The 26995-nt window shown below is 63.1% G+C and carries 15 protein-coding genes; 4 read left to right on the forward strand and 11 right to left on the reverse strand.

Translation table 11 applies throughout. The features are described from left to right. Positions 1-144: 144 nt before the first annotated feature. Complete coding sequence (locus Q8R61_RS04750; RefSeq protein ID WP_305534751.1) at positions 145-1608, reverse strand: choice-of-anchor I family protein; 1464 nt, start codon at positions 1606-1608, stop codon at positions 145-147. 440 nt (positions 1609-2048) lie between these two features. On the opposite strand from Q8R61_RS04750, the gene Q8R61_RS04755 reads away from it, so the two are divergent. Beyond that, positions 2049-2774: a DsbC family protein gene (locus Q8R61_RS04755; protein ID WP_305534753.1), complete on the forward strand. Its 726-nt coding sequence runs from the start codon at positions 2049-2051 to the stop codon at positions 2772-2774. A gap of 93 nt (positions 2775-2867) precedes the next feature. Here the strand turns inward: Q8R61_RS04755 and Q8R61_RS04760 are convergent, their stop codons facing one another. The 6 genes from Q8R61_RS04760 to epsA form a co-directional block, all read right to left on the reverse strand. Next, positions 2868-12950, reverse strand: a complete 10083-nt coding sequence (locus Q8R61_RS04760) for a filamentous haemagglutinin family protein (RefSeq protein ID WP_305534755.1) — start codon at positions 12948-12950, stop codon at positions 2868-2870. Positions 12951-13095: 145 nt separating this feature from the next. Then, entirely contained in the window at positions 13096-13749 is a 654-nt protein-coding gene (locus tag Q8R61_RS04765) for a PEP-CTERM sorting domain-containing protein (protein ID WP_305534757.1), read from the reverse strand. Between the two features lie 33 nt (positions 13750-13782). Then, a complete protein-coding gene (locus Q8R61_RS04770; RefSeq protein ID WP_305534759.1) occupies positions 13783-15603 on the reverse strand; it encodes a ShlB/FhaC/HecB family hemolysin secretion/activation protein in 1821 nt (606 codons plus the stop codon). A 49-nt stretch (positions 15604-15652) separates the two neighbouring features. Beyond that, a complete protein-coding gene (locus Q8R61_RS04775) occupies positions 15653-17182 on the reverse strand; it encodes a hypothetical protein (protein WP_305534761.1) in 1530 nt (509 codons plus the stop codon). 176 nt (positions 17183-17358) lie between these two features. After that, positions 17359-18144: a PEP-CTERM sorting domain-containing protein gene (locus Q8R61_RS04780; RefSeq protein WP_305534763.1), complete on the reverse strand. Its 786-nt coding sequence runs from the start codon at positions 18142-18144 to the stop codon at positions 17359-17361. Between the two features lie 240 nt (positions 18145-18384). Next, positions 18385-19164, reverse strand: coding sequence for an XrtB/PEP-CTERM-associated transcriptional regulator EpsA (epsA, locus tag Q8R61_RS04785; RefSeq protein ID WP_305534765.1), 780 nt, complete (start codon positions 19162-19164; stop codon positions 18385-18387). Positions 19165-19392: 228 nt separating this feature from the next. Here epsA and Q8R61_RS04790 point away from each other — a divergent pair, with 228 nt between their 5' ends. Beyond that, a complete protein-coding gene (locus Q8R61_RS04790) occupies positions 19393-21213 on the forward strand; it encodes a GGDEF domain-containing protein (RefSeq protein WP_305534767.1) in 1821 nt (606 codons plus the stop codon). A gap of 138 nt (positions 21214-21351) precedes the next feature. Here the strand turns inward: Q8R61_RS04790 and Q8R61_RS04795 are convergent, their stop codons facing one another. Beyond that, entirely contained in the window at positions 21352-21735 is a 384-nt protein-coding gene (locus tag Q8R61_RS04795) for a hypothetical protein (RefSeq protein ID WP_305534769.1), read from the reverse strand. A 115-nt stretch (positions 21736-21850) separates the two neighbouring features. Continuing rightward, positions 21851-22372, reverse strand: a complete 522-nt coding sequence (locus Q8R61_RS04800; RefSeq protein WP_305534771.1) for an FxDxF family PEP-CTERM protein — start codon at positions 22370-22372, stop codon at positions 21851-21853. 319 nt (positions 22373-22691) lie between these two features. On the opposite strand from Q8R61_RS04800, the gene Q8R61_RS04805 reads away from it, so the two are divergent. Further along, a complete protein-coding gene (locus Q8R61_RS04805) occupies positions 22692-22931 on the forward strand; it encodes a hypothetical protein (RefSeq protein ID WP_305534773.1) in 240 nt (79 codons plus the stop codon). Positions 22932-23335: 404 nt separating this feature from the next. Here the strand turns inward: Q8R61_RS04805 and Q8R61_RS04810 are convergent, their stop codons facing one another. Further along, positions 23336-24034 (reverse strand): PEP-CTERM sorting domain-containing protein, encoded by a 699-nt coding sequence (locus tag Q8R61_RS04810; RefSeq protein ID WP_305534775.1) that lies wholly within the window; start codon positions 24032-24034, stop codon positions 23336-23338. Between the two features lie 1094 nt (positions 24035-25128). After that, positions 25129-26064 (reverse strand): trypsin-like serine protease, encoded by a 936-nt coding sequence (locus tag Q8R61_RS04815; protein WP_305534777.1) that lies wholly within the window; start codon positions 26062-26064, stop codon positions 25129-25131. A 278-nt stretch (positions 26065-26342) separates the two neighbouring features. Here Q8R61_RS04815 and Q8R61_RS04820 point away from each other — a divergent pair, with 278 nt between their 5' ends. Continuing rightward, positions 26343-26936: a rhomboid family intramembrane serine protease gene (locus tag Q8R61_RS04820; protein ID WP_305534779.1), complete on the forward strand. Its 594-nt coding sequence runs from the start codon at positions 26343-26345 to the stop codon at positions 26934-26936. Positions 26937-26995 lie beyond the last annotated feature (59 nt).

A 26995-nucleotide genomic window follows, 5' to 3' on the forward strand; every position in this document is an offset into this window, starting at 1 on the left:
GGCGGATGCAAGACGTAGAGCCTGTCCTCAGCCGGAAAATGAAAATGCAGGTCAGCCGGCCGTCGCCCCACTGCCGGGCAATACGCCACCGGCAGAACGAAAAAACCCGCCTCATGGCGGGCTTTTCCGTGCACGACAAACGGATCAGGTGCGCATTGCCTTGCGCCGTGCCATGAAGCCCACCAGACCCAGTCCCGCCAGCAGCATGCCGTAGGTTTCGGGTTCGGGCACCGCTGCCAGCTGGTAGACCGTGGTGGTGTTGGACACTTCGTTGGCAATCGCCAGGTAGTCCAGACCGCCAAAGCTGAAGCTCTTGAGGCCTTCGGGTGCCACATCGCCGTCGGTCACGATCATGTCGATAAAGCTGGCATTGGCCGGATCGGTGATGTCGTAGACCGCCACCGCAGCCTTGGTGGTGCGCTCCAGGCCGATAAAGGCATACATGCGACCGCCGATCATTGCCAGCTCCACGCCTTCGGGTTCCACCCCCTTGTCGTCGCTGCGGCCGTCGTCGTATATCCCCCGTGCAATGGCTTCAGCATCGAGTGTGTTGCCGCTGTCGAAGATCAGATTGCCATTGGCATCGCTGATCGAGAACGAACGGCCGCCGAAGGTGTAGAGGTCGCCGCCGCTCGAATCGATCGTCGAAATGTTCAGCTCTCTCAGATCGACCGGCCCACCCAAGGCGGCATCCTTCAGGCGTTCCTTGTCACCGTCGTCTTCGCGCGTGTCGCCTTCGTTGGCACGGACGAGATAAGTCTGTCCGCCCACCTCATACGCCGCGATGGCGTCGGGTTGATAAAAGCCCTTCACATTGGCTGCACGCAATTCGATCTTGCCATCCTTGTGGTTGGGATCGATTTCGTTTCCGGGCAGCGAAAAATCCTTGGTGCCGAGGCCGATCACGCTGGTGAACTGCTGGGTGCCGAGATCGAGCACGCCGATGGCGTTGTGCTCCTGCAGGGTCACGTAAGCCTGCGTGCCGGCGGCATTCACGGCAATGTATTCCGGCTCGAAATCCATGCCCGGGTTGCGGATGCCGCTGCCCGCGGTGGGCACACCCGCAAACCCTGCGGTGGCGGTGACGCTGCGGCTGTTCATATCGATGATGCTGACGCTGCCCACCGGATCGAAGCCGCCATAGATCGTCGGTGTCGCTTCGTTGGCCACCAGCAGCGTGTTGCCGTTGGGGGTGAAGGTCACCATATCGGGCAGGGCGCCGACACTGATCTGATTGATACCGCTGGCGAGCGCGCGGCTGGTGGTATCGAACAACATCACCTGACCATTCGCGGTGCGGTCCAGCGACGACTCGAACGCCATCGCCGCGAGCCCATTGTGAATCGCCACGCCGTTGATGCTGCCAAAGCCCGTGGTGTCGATGAACTGCACCAGACCGCCGGTCGTGGCGTTGAGCACCGACACGCCCGACACGCCCGCAACCCACAGAGTACCGGTAACGGCGTCAAACGCCGGAATCTCGGCGGTGAATCCCGCCGCTGGGCTGGCGTAAGTCCAGACTTTGCTGAAGCTGAGCGGCGCGGCGGCCTGGGCGGTGCCGGAAACCATCAGGCTGAGCAGCAGGGCGGGAATGGGTTTGATGCGCATGGGGTGCTCCTAATTGTTGTTAAGTGATTGATCTGCCTGCAACAGGCGCGAAAGCACGCGCAAGATTAGCGAGCGCACATTGAAATCAATGCATCAGGCACAGCGTCTGACATGAGCCGTTCGGCTCATGTCAGGTTTATTCGCCGTGATCGATCAGTTCTGCCGAGAGGGTGGGGTGTCGCCGCGACGAGCGGACGTCGCTGGAAATCTGCATAGGGGCAGAAATGCCACCCTGCACAGTCAAGTTGCCAGCATGAGCCGAACATCCCATGTACAGCTGCATGCCTGTTGCGCGGGCCTTAATCGACTCCCCACAGATTTGTCATATGCCTGTTATTCAATTCTCTTACTGTGCATCAGCGCAGTGTCGATCCGGAATGGGCACTGCCTGTGCAAACCTGCGTCCGGTAGCCCCTCCCTCAATTTGAAAGCGACAATCCATGAAACCCCTCCTCACCCTGCTGGGCCTGGCCATTGCCCTTGGCGCGCACGCCGACGACGACGTCATTAAAAAGGTGCTCACCGAGCGTTTTCCGGGTGCCGACATCCATGCAATCAACACCACGCCCATCCCGGGTCTGTTCGAGGTTTACGCCAACAGCTCGATCATTTATGTCGATGCAAAAGCCGATTACATGCTGTCGGGGCCGCTGAAAGACACCAAAACCAAAACCAATCTGACGCAAAAAAGCCTCGAAGCAATGCAGACCATCGACTTCGCCAGCCTGCCGCTGGACCAGGCCATCGTGACGCGCCGCGGCAACGGCGAGCGCAAGCTGGTGGTGTTTTCCGATCCCGACTGTCCTTTCTGCCGCGGGCTGGAAAAGGAACTGGCGCTGATCGACAACATTTCGATCTATACCTTTCTCTACCCGCTGGAAGAGCTGCACCCCGGTGCATCGGCGAAAGCGGACGCCATCTGGTGTGCGCCGGACCGGGCACAAGCCTGGTCGGACTACATGCTCCAGGGCAAACTGGCCGCGCCTGCCAGCGCGTGCGCAACGCCAGTGCGGGATATCGGCAAGCTGGCCACCCAGCTGGGCATGATGGGCACCCCCGCTATCGTGTTCAGCAATGGCAAGCGTGTCGATGGCGTCATTCCCGCAGCCGAGATCGAATCGCGGCTGGCTGCGCTTTCCACACAGGCTGTGTCAACCCAGCAGTAAACGAGGCCGGCCAGAACACCGGCTTCCGTTTCCTGCCGCACATGTCGCAGTTGCCCGCCCCGCAGGGTGGGCACAAGCGTCCACCCTGCGTCTTTACTCGCCGTGCCCCACCACCTCCGCGGTAATGAAGGTCGGCTTGAATGCATTCTTCATCTCTTCCGCCGCGCGCACGGAATCTGCCAGGCCCTGCGACAGCCCGGCGGTCGCCGATGTCGCCTCGCTGCCCACATTGCCCGCGCTGGTCGCTGCTGCCGCCGCCGCACCGCTGTTGGATACCGGCACGCCCGCTGAAACACCGCCCACCTGAATGTTGTCCGCACCAACCACACGGCTGGCGCCTATAGTCAGGTTGCCACCGGCACGGATGCCCGCGTCGCCCGCGTTGACCTCGCCGGTGGGTGCAATCAATACGACATTGCTGGCAACATCCAGCGCAGCGATACCGCTGCCGGAAATGGACTGGCTGACGTCCAGCACGAAGTTGCCCTTGCTGTCGATGCGCAGCTGCGGCGGCGGCGTGGCGCTGGCGGTCTTGGCGCCCTTGCCGGCGTCGATGTTGCCGAGCGCCGACCACAGCAGGATATCGCTATCGCCGTCGGAGATGGTGAATACGCGGCTGCTGTTGACCTGGAAATCGTCGCGCACATAGGCCTGGATGTTGCCGCCCTGCACGGTCATGATGCCCAGGTCCGCAGCGGCGCGCTCAAAACCGGTGACGCTGGCCAGGCCGGCATTCACTCCACCGCCCGGCGTCAGCATCTGGATGCTGCCGCCCTGCTCGGTTTTCGCCTGGCTGAAGAAGAGGCTGATATCACCCTCGTAGCTCAGCGGCGCGGCGGCCGTTCCGGTGGGAAACAGCGCCTCGATGGCGGCTTCGCCCTGGCTGTAGTCCTTGTCGGTTTTACTCGCCTCGGCCGATGCCAGCAATTCTTCAAAGAAGTGGTTCACCGCCTGCGGATCCTGCAGCGCCGCGCTGATCGCGTGCGCATTGCCGTCGGCATCGCGCGTCGCCGCCCCGGCCACGAACAACAGATCGGCACCGCCTTCCGGCAGATAGGGGTTCGCCAGATTGCCGCGTGAAATCACGCCTTTGGATGCCCCCAGATCGATGTCGCGGCCGGCGATGACTTCCACTCGCCCGGGGCCGCCGATGGCGATGCGCGCCTCGCTGCCCGAGGCGATTGCCCCAGAAATGGGATTGCGTACCAAGTCGAATACGATGTCACGGCCGGCGATGAAACGCGTTACATCATCGGGACGCAGATTCTGCCCCACTACGGTTACATCACGGATATCCCGGCCTGCCTGGAATACGGCCGGTTTGGCCAGATTCGCGAATACCGCGGGACTGGGCTGGCCGACAATGTCGCCCGAGCGCGCCACGATATAGGCCTGCTGCGTATCGGCCTGATGGATCAGCTCGGGGCCATGTGCATCGCTTTCACTGCCCGGCAGCATCGTCAGCGAACCCACGCTTGAGCTTGAGCGTACCGGGTTGGACAGCGTGTAAAAGTCCGCGAGCGCACGGTCGGACAGGTCAACCGGCTTGCCGCCGAGTTTTTTGATCGAACCGCCCGCCAGCAGACGCAAATTTCCGGCCGCTGACGGCATCAGGGTGAAGCCCTCTTCCATGGCAAGCTTACCCATCAGGGCAACTGCTTCAAGCGTGCCGGGATAAAGCCCCAGCCCCCCGGCATTCGCATTGTTCAAGCCGAAGGCGCCGCTCAATCCAGTCAGGTCAGAGAAATCGTTCTTCAACACGGTATCGCCCGCCACTGACAGCAGCCGCGCAACGCTGTCTGCCCCATAGCTCACGAAATACGATTCACGATTGAAACCGCCCACCCCAGCCCAGTTGCCGCTGGATTGCGGCACCAGGCTGGGATTGACCACAGTCTCCAGCGACAAGCCGCGCCGCGCCGATAAATTCGTGCTCGCATCGCCCAATGCCAGCACTGTGCCAACAGCCTGGTTTGACCGTGCAATCCCCTCGACAACCGCACCGTCTGTCTTGATCGTGCCAAGCCCGCGGTCGACGAAGAACAATCCGCCCTCGATATCGCCACCCGCGCGCACGGCAAGGTCTCCGCCACCCTGGATCACCTGTTGGCTCGCATCCACCGGCTGAGCGACAGTCGCCGGCTGGCGCGCGTTGGTCACCGTGGCCACCAGCAGGTTGGCTACCCGGCCGCCCGCCTCAAGGGCCACATCGCCGCCCCCCAGGGCTGCAATGCCGTTCTTGAATTGGGCAATCTGGGGCCACCAGCCTGGATCGCGGAACTGGTTGCTGTTGCTGCCCACGTTGCCCTGGCGATACAGCCAGTCTGTCAGCAAGCCCGACGGGCCCGCCTCCGACACCACCGAACCCCCCGCGCGAATCCGCACGTCGCCGCCGCCAACCGGGAAGGCATTGCCATTCAGGAAGGAAATGGTGAAATCAGTGACTGCGGGCGTGTTGGCACCGGCCGTGTACAGCGCGGCGCCGTCGGCGAGGATTACATCGCCCGCCGCCACCGCGTCGATGTCGCCTGTACCGGTACGCACCAGTTTGCCCGCCGCGACATTGAGGTCGGCGAGGACGTTGGGCTGGGTCGCCAACGGATCGGCCGCGCCGCTGGCGGCACCGGCAACCAGGCGGTAGGACCAGCCGACCGGGCTGGTTTGCAGCGCACCGGATGCGGCGGCGGTGCTGAAGCCGTCGCTCAGATTCGCCGCCACATCGAGCTGGCCGCCTGCGCGCACGGTCAGCACGCCCGCCTCGCCGTTGTGGCGCAGCGGGTTCAGATTCCAGTCCCCGGCCAGCGCGATGTCGCCGCTGTTGGCGACGCCGGCTTCAACAGGGTTACGCACCTCGACGCCGGGGCGCAGATGCACACCCGCCGCACCGGTATCCAGATTGCCTTTCAGCGCAACGGGGTCGACCGCCGCGACGAAGGCGTCGTTGTCCGCCTGCACGCTGTCGATGCCGAGCTGGTTGCCGCTGGAACTGCCCGCGATCAGGCCGGTGATGCCGCTGCCATCGCCGTCATAGACCTTATAGGCTTCCACCTCCACCCGCTCGGCGCCGACGATTTTCCCGTCGCGCACGCCCAGCGCCACGCCGTCGCCGGCACCCGCACCGGTGCGTGCTGCGCGCAGCACCACGCGGCCGCCGTGGGCAGCACTGCCGGCGGGCACGGACACATCGATGTGTGATCCCGCGGCCAGATTGAGCACACCGGCGTCGCCGCTGCCGAGCTCAACCCGGCCACCCTCACCGGCCGTTCCTTTGGCCGTAGTCAAGCTGTCGGTCGCGTTGGCGAGCAGTTCGGCGCTACTCAGGAGATCGAGATCGCCGCCCGCATACAGACCGATGCGGCCACCCTTGTCGCCGCTGGCATCGACCGTGCCGGCTACGCGGATCGCGCCCGTATCGGCCGACAGCAGCACTTCATGCGCTTTTACGTTGTCCGTCGCGGCCACGTCGATATCGCCTTCGCGTACCCGGATGCTGCGCGCGGCGTGGAAACCGCCGGCTTCCAGCGTGCTGTTCAACGCGGAAAAATCGTTGTCGCCGTTTGTATCCGGGTTGATGCGCCGGGCCGTCAGCACAAAGCGGCCGGACTCGAAGCCGCTCGCCGCATCGCCCTGCAGCGTGCCGCCTAGAACGGCATCGTCGTTCGCCAGCACCGTCAGTTCGCCGGCATCGCCACCCGCGGCTGCGCCCGCCACATCGATGTTGGAGCCAGCCTGGGCAATCACCTTGCCTTGCGATGCCGTCAGGTTCACAGCGCCACCTGCCGCAAACGCCTGCGTATCGGCAAAGTCCACGCTGGCGCCGCCGGCGAGAATTTCGCTACCGGACAACAGGGTGACGTCGCCCGACTCCGCACGCAGTTCAACCACGCCAGCAGGCATGTCGATGCGGCCGCCATGCGTGACCGACGCGCCGGCGAGTTGCAGCTTGCCGCCCAGCGCAGCGGCCGGCAGCGTGGCCGGCGCAGCGGGCTCGGCCGTGACCAGCGCACCTGCCGCCGAGAAGGTCTGGTCGGCGCCCGCCGCCACTGTGATGCGGCTGGCGATCAGGTTGAGATCACCCGCCGCACCCGCACTGGCCTCGGTCTTGAAGGCGCCGCCCAAACCCTGCACCTGCCCGCTCGCCGTCACGTTCACGCTATCGAAACCGCGCAGCGTGAAATCACCCTCGCCCAGTTCCACGTTGCGCGCCAGCACGACGAAATCGCCCGCACCGGGTGTCGCGGTAAACGCCGTGGCGGCGTCGATATTGTCCGGATTGGCGAAACGCACGGTATCCGCCTGCAGAGTGGCGGTCTGCCCCGCTGCACCGATGCCCGTGATACCCGCCGCCTCGATCGCCAGGCTGTCCAGCGCGCTGCTGCCGAGATTGACGTTGCCGTAGATGTCCAGCGTCGAATAGCTGCGCAGCAGCAGTTGGGCGGGATTGCCCAGGTCGGCCAGGCGATCCTGGTTGAACACCAGTCCGCTGGTGGCGACGGCGGTGCCGTTTTCCACCAGCGAAATGCGCGTCGCCCCCAGCGTCAGGGCGCCGCCGCTGGCCGGCAGTTCCACCTGGCCGAGGGTACGGTTGTCCAGCGTGGCATCAAGGATGGCCGACTTGCCGCGGACGGTCGCGCCCGCCGCCACGTCCAGCACACCGCCCGTCCGGTTGGCGGATTCGCGCGTGAGTGCAATCTGGTCGCCGGTGGATACGCGCAGCAGCGCGCCGTCGCCGTTGCCGCTGGAATCGACAACGACAAGATCCCTGGCCTGGCCGGAGAACGTACCGTCGCCCGCCACCGCCGCGCCGTCTTCGAGTTTCACCGTATCGCGCGCGGCCAGAATGACTTCCGGCGCAGCCAGCGCGTGATCGGCATCGTTGGCGATCACGACTTCGTCGCTGCGCTGCGTCAGTTGCACCCGGTCGCCGTCCGCGCTGCGGCTGCCTCCCAGCAGCAGGCTGGACGCGTTGAGGCTGTCGAGCTGGTCCACGCTGAGGGTGACGTAACCCGCGCCGTAGCTAGCGCCACTGGAGGTCACGGCCAGCTTGTCGGCGGAGATATCCACCTCGGCACCACGCCTCCCGTCGGCATGGCTGGCCAGCAGATCGCCCAGCAGCGTCAGACTGCTGCCGACACCGATGGACAGCCGACCCGCGTCACCCGGCAACTGCGCGCCGGCCACGTGGGCAAAGGTCTGGCTGGCATAACTGTTCAAATATTCGCTGTATTCGCGGGCGACGCTGCCGGGACGGATTTCGATAGTGGCCGTGCGCGCACCATGCAACACGTCGCCGTTCGCCGTCGCCGTGCCGAGATAGCCCGCCACCCGGGTAGCGCCATTGGGCAGTGAGGTGACCTGGCCCTGAACCTGATCGGACGCCTGTGCGCGCACCCGCACCAGATACGCGCCGGGCAGCAAGGCGTAGCGCGCGGGCAGCAGCGCGTAGTTGCCGGCCGCCAGCCCCTGCGTGCTGTCCAGCAACTGCACGCTCGCACCCGGGTTCCAGTTTTCCAGGCCCCGGTAAATCTGGTGATCGTAAGCCGCGAACGCGTTGTCGAGACCGGGCAGCACGGCGTAAACCCCCTCGCTGTTTTCCGGCAGCAGCATGTCGCGCGAGCCGCCCGGCCCCTTGAAGAATTCATAGGCGTACACATCGCCGCCGCCTGACAGGTCGATGCGCGCGCCGGCCGCCTGCGTGACGGTGTCACCGTCGAGCACAATCTGTTTTTCCGGCGCGCTGGCCAGCTGTTTCTTGAATGTGCCGAAATCGTAGATCCAGTCGCGACCTGACAGCTCGGTCATGCCCAGGGGAATGATCTGGCCTTCCGCCGACACCGAGGTGAGGCTGCCGTCTGCCAGCGTCACCTCGCCATTCGGCGTGGCGGCGCGCGTCAGCGTTACTGGTGTCGCGCCGGTGGGCAACCCGTCGATATTGAATGCGTTGGTGACGCGGGTGATGGTTTCGGCGCGCAGCGCGATTTCGCCGAACGGCGCCTTGATCGCGCCGCGCTGCTCGATGAAGGGTGCCGCGAAGCTGAGCTTGCCGCCGGCCGACAGTACCTTGCCATCGCTGCCGGTCGAGGTGACGGTGATGCGGCCGGCAGGATTGTTGTGAACCTCGAAGGCATACTCGGCGAGACTGGCAGGATAGATCTGGCGCGCCGCCAGATTCAGGTCGCCGCCGGTGACCAGGCTGCCGCGGTAGACGTATTCCACCTCCTCAGGCTGCGGGCCCAGATCGGCGTCGTACACCACGCCGCGCGCCCGGATGTCGCCCCGGCTGGCCAGTGTGGTTTTGCCAAAGCCCTGCATGCTGCTGTGACCGACCAGTTCGATCAGTCCGGCGTTGACGGCGAGTGTGCCCGCGCCGCCACTGGCGTCGTTACGCGTGGCTTCGGCCTGCGCATCGGAGTCGGGATTGCCGACAATAGCCGACGCCGCCGCGAGCCGGACCTGGGCCGCGCCCTCCGCCGACAGGTTCGGCGCATACAGGCTCAGGCGGCCAGCCAGATTGAGATCGAGCGTATCGGCAAAGACGATGCGGTTTTCAGCTTGCAGGCTGAGGTCGGCGAAGCCGCCGTCCTGCACCTGGCTTTGCGTCAGCCGCGCCTGGCCGTTACGGCTGGCGGTATCGAGCGCATCGCCCGCGTTCATTCCGGCGGTAAGCGAAGTCGGCGCGGCCTGCAGCGTGACGACGCGCTGACTGTTGAGTGGTACGTTCAGGGGATCGGCGGGATTGTGAATGACCCAACTGGGGCCCATGCGATCCAGCGCGACGGCCAGACTGCCGCCGCGTGCCTGGCTACCGCCGGCGCGTCCATGCAGATCACCTTCAAGAATCATGCCTTCACGCGCGGCCAGCGTGATCGTGCCGCCGTTGCTCGCCACCGGCGTGGCCGCCAAACCCGAGGCGCCTACGATGTCCAGCGTCGTCTCGGTGCCGGACACGTCGATGAGCGAGCCCTGCTGGGCAATCAGATAACCCTTGGCCGCCGTGATGTCCACGCTGCCGCCGTCGAGCACCTGGCCCTTGCGCAGGTTGTGCGGATTGGGTTCGGCGCGGTAAATCCCCCGCGCCAGCAAGCGGCTGTTCTCTCCGAGGAAAATCGAACGGCCGGAATCGAAATTGTCGACCGCCTTATCGCCATCGGTCAGTGCGGGCTGCGTCAGCGCGATATGGCCGGCGGCGGCTTCAAGCGTACCAAGCACCGTGAGCTGACGATTGGCGGAAAGCACCACCTCGCCTTCGGGATCGACGCGGATCGACGCCCCCTCGCCGACATGCACATCGCCACGGAAGAAATTGCTTGCAGTGAGGCTCACCCGGGTGGGCGCGCGCTGCTCCGCCGGCAAGGCCAGCAGGGTGGTCAGCGCAGCCATGTCGCTGCCGCTGGCCTTGATGCTATAGCCGGGCGCGAGTTGCGCCGACAGCGGCGCCGGGCGCAGCTGGAAGCCGTCCGCCACTTTGACGCCGTCGACGCCGCTCAGATCGAATTCGCGAAAGCCGCCGCGGCCGAAGAAGCCTTCGTCGAGCACGAGTTCGCCCGGCGTGCCGGCAGGGTTCTCGCCCATGTGGATGCTGGACGCGGTGATCTTCAAGGTTCCGCCGTTTTCCATCCCGTAGCCGCGCAGTTCGCCATTCAGCTCGATGCGAGAGCTCAGCGGGGCGCTGCCCTGCTGGCCGAAGCTGCCACTCGCCAGATCGATGGAACCGGCATCACCGGTGCTGATCCTGCCATTGGATTTCACCCATGCGCCGCCACTGACATCGAGTACGCTGCCTTCGGCAAGCGTCAGATCCGAATGCGCCGCCAGCGTAATGACGCCGCCAGCGATGACCACCGATCCCGTGTTGGCATCGGGCCCCGATCCGGGCAGATCGTTGACCCATCGGCCTGCCACGTCGAGCCGCGCTGTGCTGCCGATGTTGAGACCGAAGTCGGCGGCATCCGGCGTTTCCCTTTCCTGGCTGACACCGGTTGCCAGTGCAATCTCGCCGCCGGCTGCCAGGATGTCGCCGTCGATATCGATCCGCCGGCCGCTGAGACTGACGCTGCCCTGGTCGCCCGCATCGAGCGTGACATCCGAAGGCAGCGTGATGCGCCCCTTGCTGCGCACGGCGACTCCGGCAAAGCCGCCTTGCGACAGGAATTCGGAAGACAGTTCCACCTGCGCGGGCAAGGCATCGCTGAAGCCAGTCGCAGCCGCACCGATGCGCGACTTGACGAAACTGAAATCGGGCAAGCTTGCTACGGGCAGCGCACTATTCGCCAGCAGGGTCAGCGCAAGCTGACCGCCCTGCGGCGCCTGGGTGCGCTGATAGGTTCCGGTTGTGGTTTTGCCAAGCAGCGTGGCGTCGGCCACCAGGTTGTGCGCCGTCAGGCTGAGCGTGCCGGCATCGCGACCGGCGGTGTAGGCGTTGATGTACCTGGCCTGCCCGACATCAAACGTTCGGGTCTCGTTCCATTTGGCGTCATACGCGGTGAAGCGATCCGCGAAACCACTGTAAACCTGTTCCGGATCGGCATCGCCGATATCCACGACCTGGCCGTTGAGCGCAAGCTTGGTGACGCGGCCATAACCCGCCTGGTAGGCGAGGCTGCCGCCGGATACGTCGAGCGTCGCCCCGGCCTGCAACACCATATCGCCTTCCGAGCGCAGCGCGATGTTGCCGCCGACCGCGCTTTTTTCCGCCACCGAGCGCTCCAGCTTGGCGATGTCCGCCGACACATCGGCCAGTTTGGTTCCTTTCTCGGCATCGATCCACACCTTGCTCTTGTTGAGGAAGGTGTTGCGTTGCAGCGGCGAATCCGCGAGCTGTGAGCCGCGCAGTTCCACCTCGATGTAATTGCGTTCCACCGCCACGGCCACATTGGCGAGACCGGCGGTATCGATCAGTGCGCCGTCGTCCACCTGCAGGCGCACGTCGTTGACCTTGGCGTCGCCCGCATTCTGGAACACCGACCCCGCCTGCGCCGCCAGGTCGATCTCGCCACTGGTCGCACGAACCACCGCGCCGCCCTGCACATGAATGGTCTTGCCCACACCGTCGATGCGCGAACGGTTGAAGGCCTGTTCGTCGGTGAGCGTCTTGCGATCAGTCGCGTCCGCCAGCACTTCGGTCGTGCTGTTTGCGCCCAGCACCAGCGTGCCGGTGCGGGCAGCAACCGGTACGGTCACCTCGGGATTGGAAGAATCCTTCGGCAAACCGCTCACACTGTCGCGCGCCGTCAGCCTGATCGAGCCATTGAGATTGACCGAGGTGGTGGCGGTGACGCGGCCGGACTGATTCACGGTGAGGCCCGTTATGCTGACATTGCCGCGCTCGGCCAGGACACGCCCGGTGTTGGTTGCCGTGCCGCCGCCGCTGTCAGGGCTGTCCACCTCCACCAAAAACCCGCGCAGGTTCGGATCGTCGCTCACCGCCAGATACACCTTGGCGCCGGCGGCGAGGATGGTTTGTCCTTCCGGCGTTTCGATGAGACCGTGGTTTTCCACGTTCTCCGCCAGCAGCATCACCAGGCCGCCGCTTTCGGTTTTCAACGTCGCGCCTGCTTCGACCTGCACCAGACCGCCTGCCGCACCGCTCGCAGCGGAGAAGGCCGCCACGCCGCCGGCGTTGCGGTTCGAGGGTATGCCATCGATGAACAGCTTGTCGTCGATGTCCAGGGTCGACGCGACAATTCTGCCCGCATTCACCTGCGCGCCATTGGCGAACACGATGCCGTTCTGGTTGACCAAGTAGAGTTGACCGTTGGCCTTGAGCGCCCCCGCGATCACGCTCGCGTCGCCCTGCCAGATCCGGTTCAGCGTCGCTGCGCCCGCGCTGGGCTGCAAGAACTGCATCGTGTTGCCGCTACCCACGTTGAAGCTCTGCCAGTTGAGGATGGCGCGGTTAGTAGTTTGGGTCACGATGCCCTGGGTGCCATTGACCGCATAGCCCGCGGCACCGCTACCGACGAAGGCCGTGGGGTTCGGATTGACGCCGCATGCGCCGCCGCCGCAGGGCACCGGCAGCGTTTGGGCCAGTGCAGGAAAAGCCGCCAGCAGCAGCGCCAGCGCCGGCCCCGCCGCCTTGCCGCCGCAAGCCTTGCCCCGGCGCCGCGCAGTTTCCGCCACCGGCACCATCATGCCTAAAGTCGTATTGAATACCAGACGATAACGGTTGCGGTTCATGCTTTCTCCTGATAACGGCTGGCATCCGGGATGCGCGGCGACCGTCTGGCTTGCGTGCTTACTTTAATTTCCAAATACGACGATCCGGTTTCCCGGAACATGAGCCGTATGGCTTATTGCTCGTACTTCCGCGGCAGCAAACCGCCTATTCCCCATCACGTAGGTCGGGAACACTTTCCCGACATCCACGCCGCTCTACCGACCGCTTCCGGTGTCGCGACATGAACAGCATCAGGGCGCCCACCCCCAACAGCATCGCCATCCGCGGTTCCGGTACCGGTATCGGGACTGCGGATTCATCCGTCAGCAGAAACATGTTCTCGATGACGATGGACTCGAAAAATATCGGGTCTGGCAAAGACATTTGAGTGGTCGTCACAGCACCGTAAACCGGATCGATGATCGGATTCAGCACGATGTCGCCGAACGTCCGCAGGTGAGCGTTCTCACTGCCGGCGTGACTCAGTGCAGTCACCTCGGGCAGAAAATCTGGGGATCCCGAAAACAGGCCGCCGCCCACACTCAAGTCAGCATTCGCGGACAGCTGGATACGTGGCGCAACCAGCGTCCCCCATAAGGTCAAGTTGCCGCCAGATGAGATGGAGATCAATTCGTCCGACCAGATCACGTTCGCTCTGTCAATGTACAAATGTCCAGAACAGTGCGCGACGAAAGTCGTGCCGGTCGAGATCGAGAGCTCGCCGCCCTGGCAATAAAACGACGAAATGTCCAGCAGCGAGGCCTGCGCCGACGTTACGCTTGCCAAAAGGGCGAGCATCATTGCGATACGTTTTTTCATGTCAGACCCCGCCTTGGTTTGTTTGCATGCCGTTCACCACTCATACCCCAGCCGGAAATGCACGCGGCCGTCGCCCGCTTCCACCTGGCCGGCGTCTTCGAAGGGGTAGGCCAGGTCGAGGCTGCCTGACATCCCGCCCCAACCTTTGAAGCGCAGGCCCAGACCGGCGGCGAGCAGGTCGTAGCGGTCGATCTGGCCGCCCAGGGGCTCGCGTATGGACAGACTGGCGCCCTCGGCGAAGGCATACAAAGTCAGATCGTCGAGCCGTTCGGAAACCCGCTTGGCCAGCGACGGCGTGCGCAACTCCAGCCCGCCGACCAGGCCGTCATCGCCAGAGACGGCGGACTCTGTGTAACCGCGCACCGTGTCCGTGCCGCCGGCGCTGAACTGCTCGTTGGAGATCAGCGGACCGCTGGCCACCTGCCCGCCCAGGCGGCCGAACAGGCTCCAGCCGCTTCCGATCTGGTGCGTGTGCTTCAGGTCGAGGCGCAGGAAAGCATAGTTCGCATTGCCCAGATAGCGCTTGCAGGCGAACTCGTTGAGGAACACCCCAGGGACGCATTCCACTGTTTCGTCCGCCAGACCGCGCAGGGAAAAATTCAAGAAGGCAGCGAGCTGGGTCGTGCTCCGCACGCCCTGCACGGTGCCTTCGTAGCCCAAACTGAACGGCAGGTAGGAAATCGGCGTATTGGCCGTGACGGGGGCGCTGCCGTCCGTCGACGTGAGACTCAGGGTCTCGTCGAAGTCCTTGTAGTCCACCCCCAGCGTCAAGGAATGGAAATACCCCGGGCGTGCACGCAGCGGAACGATGTAGCGCAGCCCGGCGATCCTGCCGTTGCCGATGACGTTGACGTCGCCCACGACGGCTACGTCGCTTTCGGAAATCACCCCGTAGGCCGCCAGATAATTGCCCTTGTCGGTGGGCCAGACATAGGTGGCCGAAAAAACCGTGCTTTCGGACGGATCCTGCGGCGCGGTCTGCACGCCCAGCGACAGGCTGTGCTCCCGCTGCCACAGGTTGTCGTAGCGCAGGTTGGCATTCAGGCGGGTGCGGGTGGTGTTGGCGGAATAGCGGTCGTTCAGCTCCACACTGCCGTGCAGCGGCAGGCGGTCATCTACTTTAAGGTCCACCTCCACCTTGCCCGGAGATTTGCCCGGGCGCAGCACCGGCGTCACCCGCCGGTCACTGCCGCGATTCACCGATGCCAGTTGTTTCTGCACCTCTGGAAAATACGGCACGCTGCCTTCCGCCAGATCCGGCGTCTTCTCGCGGATGCGGCCCAGGCTGAAATAGCGCGAGCCCATCACCCGCAGGCGCTCCACCCGGCCTTCAGTCACCCGCAGGCGCACGACCCCAGCCTGCACCTGCTGTTCCGGGATATCGACGAACACCGTCAGGTAGCCGCTGTCGTGATAGACCTTCTCCAGCGCGGTGCGCGCGGCTTCCACATCCTGGATGTTCTTGTTTTCGCCCAGATGCGGATAGACCGCTTTTTCGATCGACAAGGCAGGCAATACCGTATTGCCTTCCACCCTGATTTCAAACAGATCGAAACGCCCTTCCTCCGCAGCGTGCGCCGGTGCAAGGAAGAAGATGACGAGCAGCATCAAGCCACAGGACAAACAAGAAAGAAAAGCGCGCATTGAATTCAGATCGTGACCCGGTTGAATATTTTTATCCTGCAGCAGGTCGGGAACACCTTCCCGACACCACCGGCCATTGCTACCGTTGCAGGTGATGGCATCGCCACAACCACAGGGAAACACTGCGCCATCGACTCCTGAAAAACCGATGGCGCAAGGCTTCTGCAAAAATAACCACTCCCCGCCAGGCGGGGAGTGGTGTTCAGACAAGCGGCATTGCACCGCCCGCGGGCCTTTCAGCCCGCATCACGAACAGTGATCAGTACTTGCGCACCATCGGCTGGCACATGTTGCCCTGGTGGCTGCCCAGTGCGACATGCGCTTCGTTGGTGGGGTTGGCGAAGGGATTGTAGTAGTCCGGCAGCGCCGCGTAGGCTTCCTTCTTGCTGTTCAGCGCGATCTTGGCGGGGTCGCCAGCACGCTTGATCAGCTCGTCTGCAAAGGCTTTCTTGGTGCCGGCCAGCGGGGTGATGACGTCGCCTTGCGAGTTGGTCACGTTGGCGTTGCGATACTGCATGGTCAGTTCCACCGCAAAGTCCCAGGCACCGGTCAGCAGGTTGGCCTTGGACGGAGCGATACCGGTTGCACCAGCCGAAGCGGTCTGCGTCGCCGGGGCGAAGCTGCCTGCGCCGTAGATGTTGCGGAAGGTCCAGCCGCTTTCGCTGCCATAGCTGTCAGCCGACAACACACCGATCGCCTTAAACGGATCGCCCGAGTTGCTGAACAGGGCCTTGTAGTACTTGCCGTCGTCACCCTTGAAGAGGTGGTCTGTTCTGCTCTGCGCACGGGCCAGGCAGTTGCGCACGTCGCCCGAGGTGGAGTTGTTCAGCACGGTGTAGCCCTGGGTCGGGTCGATCAGGTAGGGATCGGCCTGGGTGCCGGAACCGCTGATGACGCCGCTGGCGTTGTCGCCACCCGAACCGTTCACCCCCATGCTGGTCGGCGCCTTGGCGCCGGCGAAAGCGGACTCGCACGGGAAGTTGTTGAAGAACCAGTTGTAGCTGGCCTGGGTGCCGGAGCCGTTGACGCGACGGCAGGCGACCACCTGGGTGTTGCCGCCCAGGTTGGCGTCGATCTGGGTCCAGTCCTGGATGTTGCCCATCAGCATGTTGCCGTAGTCGGCGCGGGTGATGACGGTGGACAGCGGCACGTCGTTGGTGGCCACCAGGCCCATGATCAGCGTGTTGACCGGCTTGACGGTCAGCTTGGCCACTTCGGCAGCGGTTAGTGCGGTCTGACCGAACTCGACGTTATAAGGACCCTTGAACAGCGCCGGCGACACGTCGGACACGCCGAAATCGCTGGGCACGCCGTTGTTCAGCGCGGGGTTGTTGAAGTTGGGGCTATCGGGATCCAGGCCCTTGGTCGGACAGAAGTAGTCGTAGACCTTGCCATTCAGGTCGGCGCCGCCAACGGTACAGGCCGAGAAATCGAGCGATTCGATGCGCGAAGCGCGCGCAACCGGGTCGACCCCCCAGACCGAACCGCCCTTCGAGCGCTTGACGAACAGAATGGGGGTGCCAGCGGCCACGCCGGGGATGCCGGCCTTGGCCAGGCCGTACCAGGCCTGGTGCTGGAAGGCCAGCGTGGCGGCGGCATTGTCGCGGTAGGACTTGTAGCCGGGCTGCAGCATTTCCTTCACCGAGCTCTCGATGAAACCGTCAGGCGCGGTGGCGCCGGACAGGATGATTTTCTGCACGCCGGAAACCGCTTCCGGGGTCAAAGTAGCAAAGGCGGAGGGGGCAGCCAGGGTGGCGGCCACAGCCAGGGTAATGAGTTTGAGCTTCATGTGAGTCTCCGAAAAAAACATTGAAAAATAATGAACAACATTCGCAGGTCGGGAACACGTTCCCGACTCTGTCGCGTGGCGATTACTTGGGAGGGCGTCGGGAAAATATTACCGACCTACGCACGACCCTCCGTGCCCGGCGAGCTGGCCGGGACGGACGAATCAGGCAAACCCGCTCAAGCGGCGCGGCGGCGGCGCGCGACCATGAAGCCGACCAGGCCGAGGCCGGCGAGCATCATGGCGTAGGTCTCGGCCTCAGGCACCGGCGCAGCGGCAATCATCAGGTTGCCGTTCATGTCCAGGTTGGCCATGTACTGGTTGCCGTTGAAAGCCAGCGCTTCATAGATGGAAGCCGAATTGCGCGCAGCGAAAGTACCGCTTGATTGGCGCAGGACATACATGCCCAAGTCATCTCCGATCAGGCCAGTGCTGACACCGTTGAAGGCGCTACCCCAGTTGCTGCCCCACAAAGCGCTGCCAGCGTAGGCGACGATGCCGGGATCAGTGACAACGAGGGAGTTGCCGGCGCCGATCAGGCTGTTGGCATCCGCCACGAACTGATCACCGTTTGTGCTGAGTTGCTTGAGGTTGGTATTGGTCACCGTATTGCCAAGGTCGATGGTGCTGGCGGTGGTGATGTTGCGGTAGTAGTTAGTGGTAGTGGAGCCAGTAGCATCCATAGCGCCGATGGCGAAGGTCAGACCGGACTGGTTGGCCGGAGCCACCATGGACAGGAAGCTGCTCATGTTGGCATCGGCGGCGTAGCTGTACGACGCGTTGGCGGCGACGCCGGCCAGGAAATCGTCCATGGTGATGTTCAGGTCCAGCGTATAGGACTGCTGGCCGACGCTGTCCAGAACCGTCATGAACAGTTCGCCGTTGCCGCTGGAACCGTCGACGATGGCAGCTTGAGCGGAACCGGCGGCCAGCATGGCGGCCAGCGCGATAAGTTTGAATTTCATGTAGTGCTCCTCTTTATTAAAAAAGACCCAGAAAGTTATGCAGCTTTCCGCCCCCCTGTGGGGCAGGCTTGCCGACAAACGGCAAACCAACCGGAAATCGAGCCCGTGTGACTACGGACAGGGGAACTTTAGGGGGCGTGGATGACACCCGATGGGGAGAAGGAAAGGGAAAAACTGAGCCGGATGGCTCATCCCGCAGGATGGTGGGATGGGCAGAGCGCCCGCGTAGCGCCGGGCGCGCTATTGCGTGTCGCCGCGCACGCCCTGCGCGCGCAAAAAACCCAGCGCGATGGCCTTGGCGACGGCCTGGCCGCGGGTGCGGACGACAAGTTTTTTCATCGCGTGGCGCAGATGATTTTTGACGGTGAGCATCGACAGGCCAAGGATGGCGGCGATTTCGTCGTTGGTCTTGCCTTCGCGCACCCAGGTGAGCACTTCGACTTCGCGCGCGGTGATGAGCCCGATGGGGCGCTCGCTATCGGTGCGGGTGCGCGCTTCGTGGGCGAGCACCCGCACCAGGGTTGCCAGCAGGTGCGGCAACAGGATGTCGACATAGAGCGCGAGGCGGCCATCGAACGGCGCCCGCACGCGAGAAAAACTGGCGTACCCCCTGATCTGTCCGTTGATCCAGCTCATGCCGTGAAAGGCGACGTTTTTCAGTTCCAGCTCGCTCAGGCGGGCATGCCAGCCACCGGCCTCGTCCTTATGCGCGGCGATCATGCGCGGCTCGCCGAAGGCCTGCCATTCCTGCGACAACTGATTGATCAGGCCGTCGCCAGGATGGATGACGCGGTGGTAATGATCGTCCTTGAAATAGCGACAGGCAGTGAAGCGCTCGTGCAGCAGATAGCCGCTTTCATCCGCCAGACCGCACAACAGGATTTCATGGGGAATGAGCGACTGCATCGGGCCATGCACCCAACTGAAAAAATGATGGCGCTGCGTCACCCGTAGCGAGGCAACCAGGATGCGCGCCAGGTGTCCGCACTCTTCATCGGTCAGTTCATTGGTGTTATGCATGAAGCCCCCCAGGCGGCGAGCATAGGCGTGCGCAATGACAGTGAAGTGACAGATTCAAGAAACAAGATGTTCGGGGCTGGGCAGGAAGCGGCTCGGTTCGCTTGAACCTTGAACCTTGAACCTTGTAACTTGCAACTTGAAGCCCGCAAAGCGGGTGTCCTGTGATTCACACGCACGTAACGCTTTCCTCCTATCGTCGTCCGGTCTACCCTCCTTCGTCCCCCCGCCATGAGCCACGACGAATTACGCCCTCACCTGGTTCACATTCTGGACAATGCGCGGCTGATGACGCTGCTGCAGCCGGTGCTCGATCTGGAGGAGGGGCGGATGATGGGCTACGAGGCGCTGTCGCGCGGGCCGTCGAACAGTCCGCTGCATGCGCCGCAGGCGCTGTTCCGCGTGGCCGAGCAGCATGGCATGCTGGCCGAGCTGGACTGGGCCTGCGTGCGCATGGCGCTCAAGACCTTTGCGCAGCTGGATCTGTCGGGACGGCTGTTCGTGAATCTGTCGCCCAGCAGCCTGTTGGACGCCAGCTTTGCGCCGGACGCGATCGTGGCCGCGCTGGATCAAGTTGGCCTGACCAGCAGCCAGGTGGTGATCGAAATCACCGAGAACGCCGCCGCGCTCGACTACGGCAATCTGCGGCAGGCCGTTTCACTGCTGCGCGCAGCCGGAATCGAAGTGGCCATCGACGATCTCGGCGAGGGGTTTTCCAGCCTGCGCCTGTGGTCTGAACTGAAACCCGCCTTCGTCAAGATCGACAAGCATTTCATCGCCGATATCCATCGGGATCCCCACAAGATCCAGTTCGTGCGCTCGATCCGGCAGCTGGCCGAGGGTGCCCACTCCACCGTGATTGCAGAAGGCGTGGAAAACGTGTCCGAGCTGGCGGTGCTGAAAGACCTCGGCATCCGTTACGCGCAGGGCTATCTGATCGGACGCCCTTCACCGGTGCCAGTCCGGCTACCGTCGCGCGAGGTGATGGCTTGCCTGCAGTCCGGCAGGGTCAGCGTGTTTCCCACACCGCGGGGACGCGACGGCCTGCATGTTTCGGCCGGCAAGCTGGTCGTGCCCGCGCCGTGCGTCGCCCCGTCTACCCCGAGCCAGGACGTGCTCGAACTGATGATGCTCAACCCCGACCAGCATGCGGTGGCGGTGGTGGCGGACGGCATTCCAGTCGGCATCATCCATCGCCCCGCCGTGCTCGACCGCTTCATTGGCCGGTACGGCCGCGAACTCTACGGCAGGAAGCCCTGCTCCGATTTCATGGATGCCGACCCGCTAATTGTCGACAAGGCCACGCGCATGACCGAGCTGTCCGAACTGGTGGTAAAAAAAGGCAAGACCGCCTTCACCCAGGGCTTCATCATCACCACCGAAGGGCGCTACCTGGGACTGGGCTCGGGCTTCGACCTGATGCGCGAAGTCACCGAAATGCAGATCGTTGCCGCGCGCTATGCCAACCCGCTCTCCGGACTGCCGGGCAACGTGCCGATCCAGGAACACATGGAACGTCTGCTCGTCAACGAACAGACCTTCGTCACCGCGTATTTCGATCTCGACCAGTTCAAGCCGTATAACGATGTCTACGGGTTTCGCCGCGGTGACAACATCATCCAGTTGCTGGCGCACATCCTGCAGGAAAGCTGCGTCCCCGAGCTCGATTTCATCGGCCACATTGGCGGCGATGATTTCGTCGTGCTGTTCCAGAGTCTTGACTGGGAAGTGCGCTGCCACGGCATGCTGGTGCGCTTCGATCGAGAATGCCTGGCCCTGTTCAATCCCGAGCACGTGGAAGCAGGCGGCTACCACAGCGAAGACCGACGCGGCGTGATGGCCTTTCACGCCCTGGTGACACTCTCGATCGGTGCGGTGTTGGTCGACCCCACCCATTTCCACCAGTATCAGGAAGTGGCCCGCGCAGCCTCCGAGGCCAAGCGCATGGCCAAGCGCATCGACGGCAGCAGCCTGTTCATCGACCAGAGGCGCATGCCTTTCGGCCGCAAACTCGCAGATGAGGAGCCCCTGGCCGAGACGGATTGCATCTGAGCCGCCTTCGCGCACATTGCTTAGGGGCAATTCAGTCAGCCGCCGCCCATTCGAAAAAAAAAGCGGGCCGCAAGGCCCGCAAACGGAGTGCAGGAAAATCCTGCAGAACTGCCCTTCATACACACAGCGCCGATGAGGTCAGAATAGACGACGCCTGTTCCGATCTACCATCAGGCCGACCAGACCGATGCCAGCAAGAATCAGCAGCCAGTCCTTGGCGTTCGGCTCCGCCCAGGGCGCGATGCTGATCGCCAGGTCGGAGAATTCCTTGACGTCGCGGGTCACGCCGACCTCAGCCATCGCGATGCCGGATGCGTCGTAGGGTGCGGGCGTATCCGGCGAACCGTCCTGGAAATCGGCCGGTGCGGGCTTCAGTGTGGCGCCGCCAAAACCGCGGGCGCGCTCACCCATCGTGTCGCGGTCGGTGAACCCCGGCGGACCGAAGCTGCCGTAGGTGACCGCCTGCGCATTGCCCGCACACAGCAGGCCGAGCAAAACTGCGATGACAGTGTGCTTGAACATGATGATGCATCCCTTTCATCAATAATCAGGCGCTGCAGCGGGCGGGTCGACACTGAGGCCGCCCCGCATTCGCTGCGTGCATCCTCAGCTTGCGCGTCGGGCGAGCAGGCAGCCCTCAAGAAGCACGGCGGCGCAACACCGTGAAGCCGACCAGGCCCAGGCCGGCCAGCATCATGGCGTAGGATTTCGCCTCGGGCACCGGAACGGCCTGCAGCACGCCGCCGTAGCTGCCGCCCAGGGTGCCGGTGACATTGCCGGAAACGACGAACTTATAGTCCAGCGCGGCAGGCAGGTAGGCAAACACCGACAGGGTGTAATCGGTCAGCGAAGACTGGGAATCGCTGACGATGGTGTTGTTCAGGCTGTCCTTGAACGCCACCATGAAATTCTCGATGGCGAATTCCTGCCCTGCGAATAGTGGAATATCCAGGTTGATGGTGACGGCGGTACCCACCGCGGCCGACTCCGGCATGATGTCGAAAATGTATTCGTCACTGAAGGTGGCACCGGCGGCAAACGAATTACCGATGTTGACTGTCTGGCCGGTCAGGTTGCCGAGATCGCTGGGGCCAACGGCGGCGGCGGCGCCCATGTAGCCGGCCAGCAGCAGGCCGAGCAGGGTTTTAATACGAGTCATGATGTTCTCCAAAACAAAGTGGGCAAGCAGGTGCATCCAAAGCGCGTGATGTAACTGGCAACCGGCTGTCTGCGCGTACGACGCTTCTCCCAAAGCCGCACAGATCCTGGTGTTTCCGACCCCGCCTCGCGACAGGTGTGGCTTTTCAGCACGCAGGCAGTGTCGCGCATCAATGTTGCAGCAGGTGGTGTATGCAACGCGGCTGGCATGGCACGTTCGGGCCAGTCTGGACATTCGGGCCATCAAAATTTCAGGCGCTGTCATCATCGCCTCACCTTGCGCAGCGAGGATGGGCGTACCGGTCAAATCAGGGAACCCCATGAACACGCCAAACGAGACACTCAGCGCGCAGGCTGATTTGCTGGCGGAGGAAGCGCTGCACGAACTGGGCGATGCGCCACCGCTCGACGAGCTGGACGAATACGCCGAACAATGCGATTACGCCGGCTGCTATCCGTGGCTGGCAGACGTCATCTGCGCGCATCCGCACGACAGCACCATGCGTTGCGTCCTGCACGGCGGCGACGCGGCTGAGGACGATTCCGAGTTTTCATGCTGAGCCGCGCAGCGTAGGCAATCGCCTGCGCGGCCTTGCGCACGCGGTGGTCGATCTGGGCATCGATGCGTCGGGTAGGTCGGCAGTGCGTGGTTGTTGCCGATTAATCGGCTTACAACCACGGCCTCCCCTTTACGGGGAACACCTTGCCGACGCACGCATGCACGGCGGGAAAGTGTTCCCGCCCTACGGATGGGCAACACCAATTGGCCAGCGCGAATTTGTCACGAGGCAGGTGTCCGCCTCACGCGATTTTCGACCCACGCAGAAAAAAGACCCGCCGTGAGGCGGGCCAAGGATGCGCGTGAACGCATTCGAAAATCGTGCCCCGGCTTCGAGGGGGCGGCTCACGCTGAAGCCTGGCGCTCAGGGCGCCATGATGTGTTTCATCGATAACTGAACTGTTTTTATGCTGCACTGCGGCGGCGTCTGGCCATCCAGCCCACCAGTCCCAGGCCCGCCAGCATCATGGCGTAGGTCTCCGCCTCGGGCACCGGCGTCACCGCCATCATGTCCGGGGTCAGGCCGACGAACTTCTTCTCGATAAAGGCAAGCGAAGGACTTGCGCCGGTCGAAACCAGCAGCAGGTTCTGAATCGTCACGTTGAGCACCCGGGCATCGTTCCATGCAGTCAGGTCGATCGCCGCATCGGCCTGCCAGTTATGCGTCGGCATGCCGGTCAGATTGAGCGGCCCGGTCGTACTGATGCTTGCGTCCAGATCGGCAAGCGGGTTGGCAACATCGAACACGCGGATCTGCCCGCCCACATCGGCCGTGCTGCCCGTGCCGAGCAGCAGGTAATCGCCCCGCTCCAGCAGCCCCATGCCGGCAAACGACCAGCCGTTGTGCGCCGCCACCTGGATATTCATGGTTTGGTTGGTCAGCGCAAAACCGGCGCCGTTGAGCGACTGGGCCTGGAAATCGACCGGGGTGAAATAGAGGGTATCGCCCGACACGCTGGCCGGCCCGAACAGGCCCAGCAGCGCATCGTCGAAAGTGAAATCGACGGTCGTGCCCGCCAGGGTGACGGAGGCCGCGAAAGCGGCTCCCGAGAGGGTTTGCCCCAGCAACAGCATGCCGGCGGCCAGTGTTTTCACGCGCTTCATGGTTTACTCCTTTGGTTTGTAATGGGTCGTGACCTAGCCCCGGACACCGTCGTCCGCGACATCACGCAAATCTACGATCGAATTCTTCAAAACCGCACAGCCACAAGGCTGCCTGCAAAGCCGCTTGCCTGGGACGCAAGAACGCCCGTGCAAACAAGACTCAGCGCACGCCGGAAGGAGCTCGCAAAAAAACACGCAGCGCCGTTACGGCGTGCGCATGAGACATCGCCGGACGGTCGCCCGACGAAACAGGAACGGACGGGGCATGGGAGATACCCCTCCTGGCGTCAAACTGCCGACGCCTGCTGCTATTCACGCGCACTGCTTGCTACTTTATTTTTGCAGCGTATCGGGCCGGATTCCGGGTTAGCCCAGCTTGTTATGCCGGCCCTGCTGCTTATCATTTACCGCTTGTCATTTGCCTTGCGGCCACACCATCCCGCTGGCCGAAACCAGCCCAGGCGCACGTCGATACGGAATCTGCAATAGGCAATACAGCGCAGCACCGTCTCGGCGTGCGCATGAGATATCGTTGAACAATCCAACGACCACAGGACATGACAAACCCTGGGAGGGGGCTTGCCCGGACATCGAAACCACCGATGCCCACTGCTTTTCACGCGCACTGCTTGTTGCTTTATTTTTTACAACTTTTGTTTTGCCGTGACACCCCGAATCTGTTGTCCGGTTGCGTCCTCGACTGTGGTGAATCTTATCGGTCGAATGTTTCAGGGCTTCGCGTTGAAGCGCAGCCGGCGATGAGCCTATCGGCTCATGTGACGACGTACCGGTGATGCGGTGCGCATCGCCGTCGATGGCGCGCGTCCGGGGCCGCCAGTTCGGATACCAACTGCGGGCAGCCGTATAAAGAATGACTCTTTCACCGTTAATTGTTTGGCGGTAGCCTGATGTAGGTTGGCAATACTTTGCCGACACGCGGTCTGGGCGCCGTCCATTGTGTCGGGAAGGTGTTCCCGACCTACTGCAGCCTTTGTTGTCAGGGGCTTTGCGAGGAACAATAGTTAACGGTGATAGAGCCTAAAGAACGGGCGGCCCGAAGGCCGCCCGTTCTGCTTGCCACTTACAATTACCTTTTATTCCACCGATTTGCGACGCGCCATTAAACCGACCATCCCCAGACCCGCCAGCAGCATCACCCAGGTATGGGGTTCGGGTATGGGCGCGATCGTCGCCTGGATCCAGGGCAGATAGGATGCCACCACGGTCCCGCCGCCAATCGCACCGAACTTCACGTTACTGCCGGAAGACTGATTGGTGCTGCCGTTGAACGTGGCGATGCCGGCGATCTTCCATACTCCGTTGTCGTCGACGAACACCGGACTGCCCGAATCGCCGCTTGCAAACTGGGCTTCTGCATTCAGGGCCAGGTTGGAAGGGCTGGGCGGGCCGTACACATTGGTCGACGCGTCCGGGCCGTCAAAATCGAACACGAAGATTTCGTCATGCAATCCGCCGTCGTCGTCCACCAGCAGATCATCGACCCGGTTTTCTCCCACACGCTTCACACTGGCACTGGCGCCCACGGTATCCCCGTTGACCCCATCGCCACCCCGGCCATAGCCGACGAGCGTAAGGGTCTGGTTCGCCAGACTCCCGCCATACATGTCATACATCGGCACCACACCCGCCACCGGTGCGTTCAACCGGACAATCGCCAGGTCATCATGCCAAACGCCGTCCGCCCCGGGCATCGTGCCTGTGTAGCCGTCAAAGACTGTTATCGCCGAGGCACTGTAGGTGTGGGTCTGGTCACCGCCCACATTGAGGGAAAAACCGACATTGCCGGGCGTGCCTACCTGCCCACCAACCACGTGCGCAGCAGTCAGAACATGCTGGCTGTCGAGCAAAACACCCGAGTAGACGCTGCCGCTGATCGTAATCGAACCCACGCTTGCCCAGGGCGAACTTGCAAGATTGGCATCCACGCTCCCGCCCACCAGGGCGAACGCAGAAGACTGTCCAAGCGTGGCCACGAACGTCAGCCCGCAAATAACGCCATATTTGTTCATACTGCATCTCCTCATTGGTGGTTATCGGCACGCGCAGATTTATTGTGTTTGGCGCGAAGCTCTGATTGTTTGTAGCAAACAAGCTTCACGCAAGCAACATTCCAGAAACCCAGGAAAGCTCAGCCCTCCTCTGATGTGTCGCCTCTTCCGTTTTCACGAGAACAAGCGGCCGCCATTAATCGGAGACGGCGTGTCCATGGCGCCCATGGAAAGGCATTGAGACTTGCTTCCGGGGTCTGGAATCTTGTACCGTGCGGCTTGAGACCCGATCCTTTTCCATGCCGCCCATCACCTACACCCTCATCCTGCTGAACATGCTGATCTATGCGCTCGGCATGGCGACCGGGCCCGAGATCGTGCGGGTGTTCGGCCTGTGGCCGCCGGGATCAGGCGGCGCGTTCAATATCTGGCAACTGGTGACCTATAGCTTTGTGCACGGCTCGATCCCGCACCTGGCGATGAACATGTTTGCCATCTGGATGTTCGGCACCGAACTGGAAAAGCGCTGGGGCGACCTGCGCTACCTGTTGACCTATCTGTTCAGCGTGATTGTTGCGGCCATGACGCAGATCGCCGTCAGCGGCTATTTCCTGCATGCACCCGGCGCGGTGGTCGGCGCCTCGGGCGGCGTGTTCGGCCTGCTGCTTGCGTATGCGCTGTATTTTCCCAACCGGGTCATCAGCATCATTTTCCTGCCCTTCATCCGCATCCCCGCACGCACCTTCGTCTACGGCTATGCCGCCATCGAGCTTTTTCTCGGCGTCACCAACACCGCCGCGGGCATCGCCCACTTCGCGCACCTGGGTGGTCTGTTCGGCGGCTGGCTGAGCGTGCAGTATTTTCGCGGACGCGGGGTGTTCGGCAAACGCTAGGGCGACCCTGAACAACTCCACATTCGTCATTCCGGCGGAAGCCGGAATCCAGTTAAATC

Source organism: Thiobacillus sp. (assembly GCF_030696885.1).
Classification (GTDB): Bacteria; Pseudomonadota; Gammaproteobacteria; order Burkholderiales; family Thiobacillaceae; genus Thiobacillus.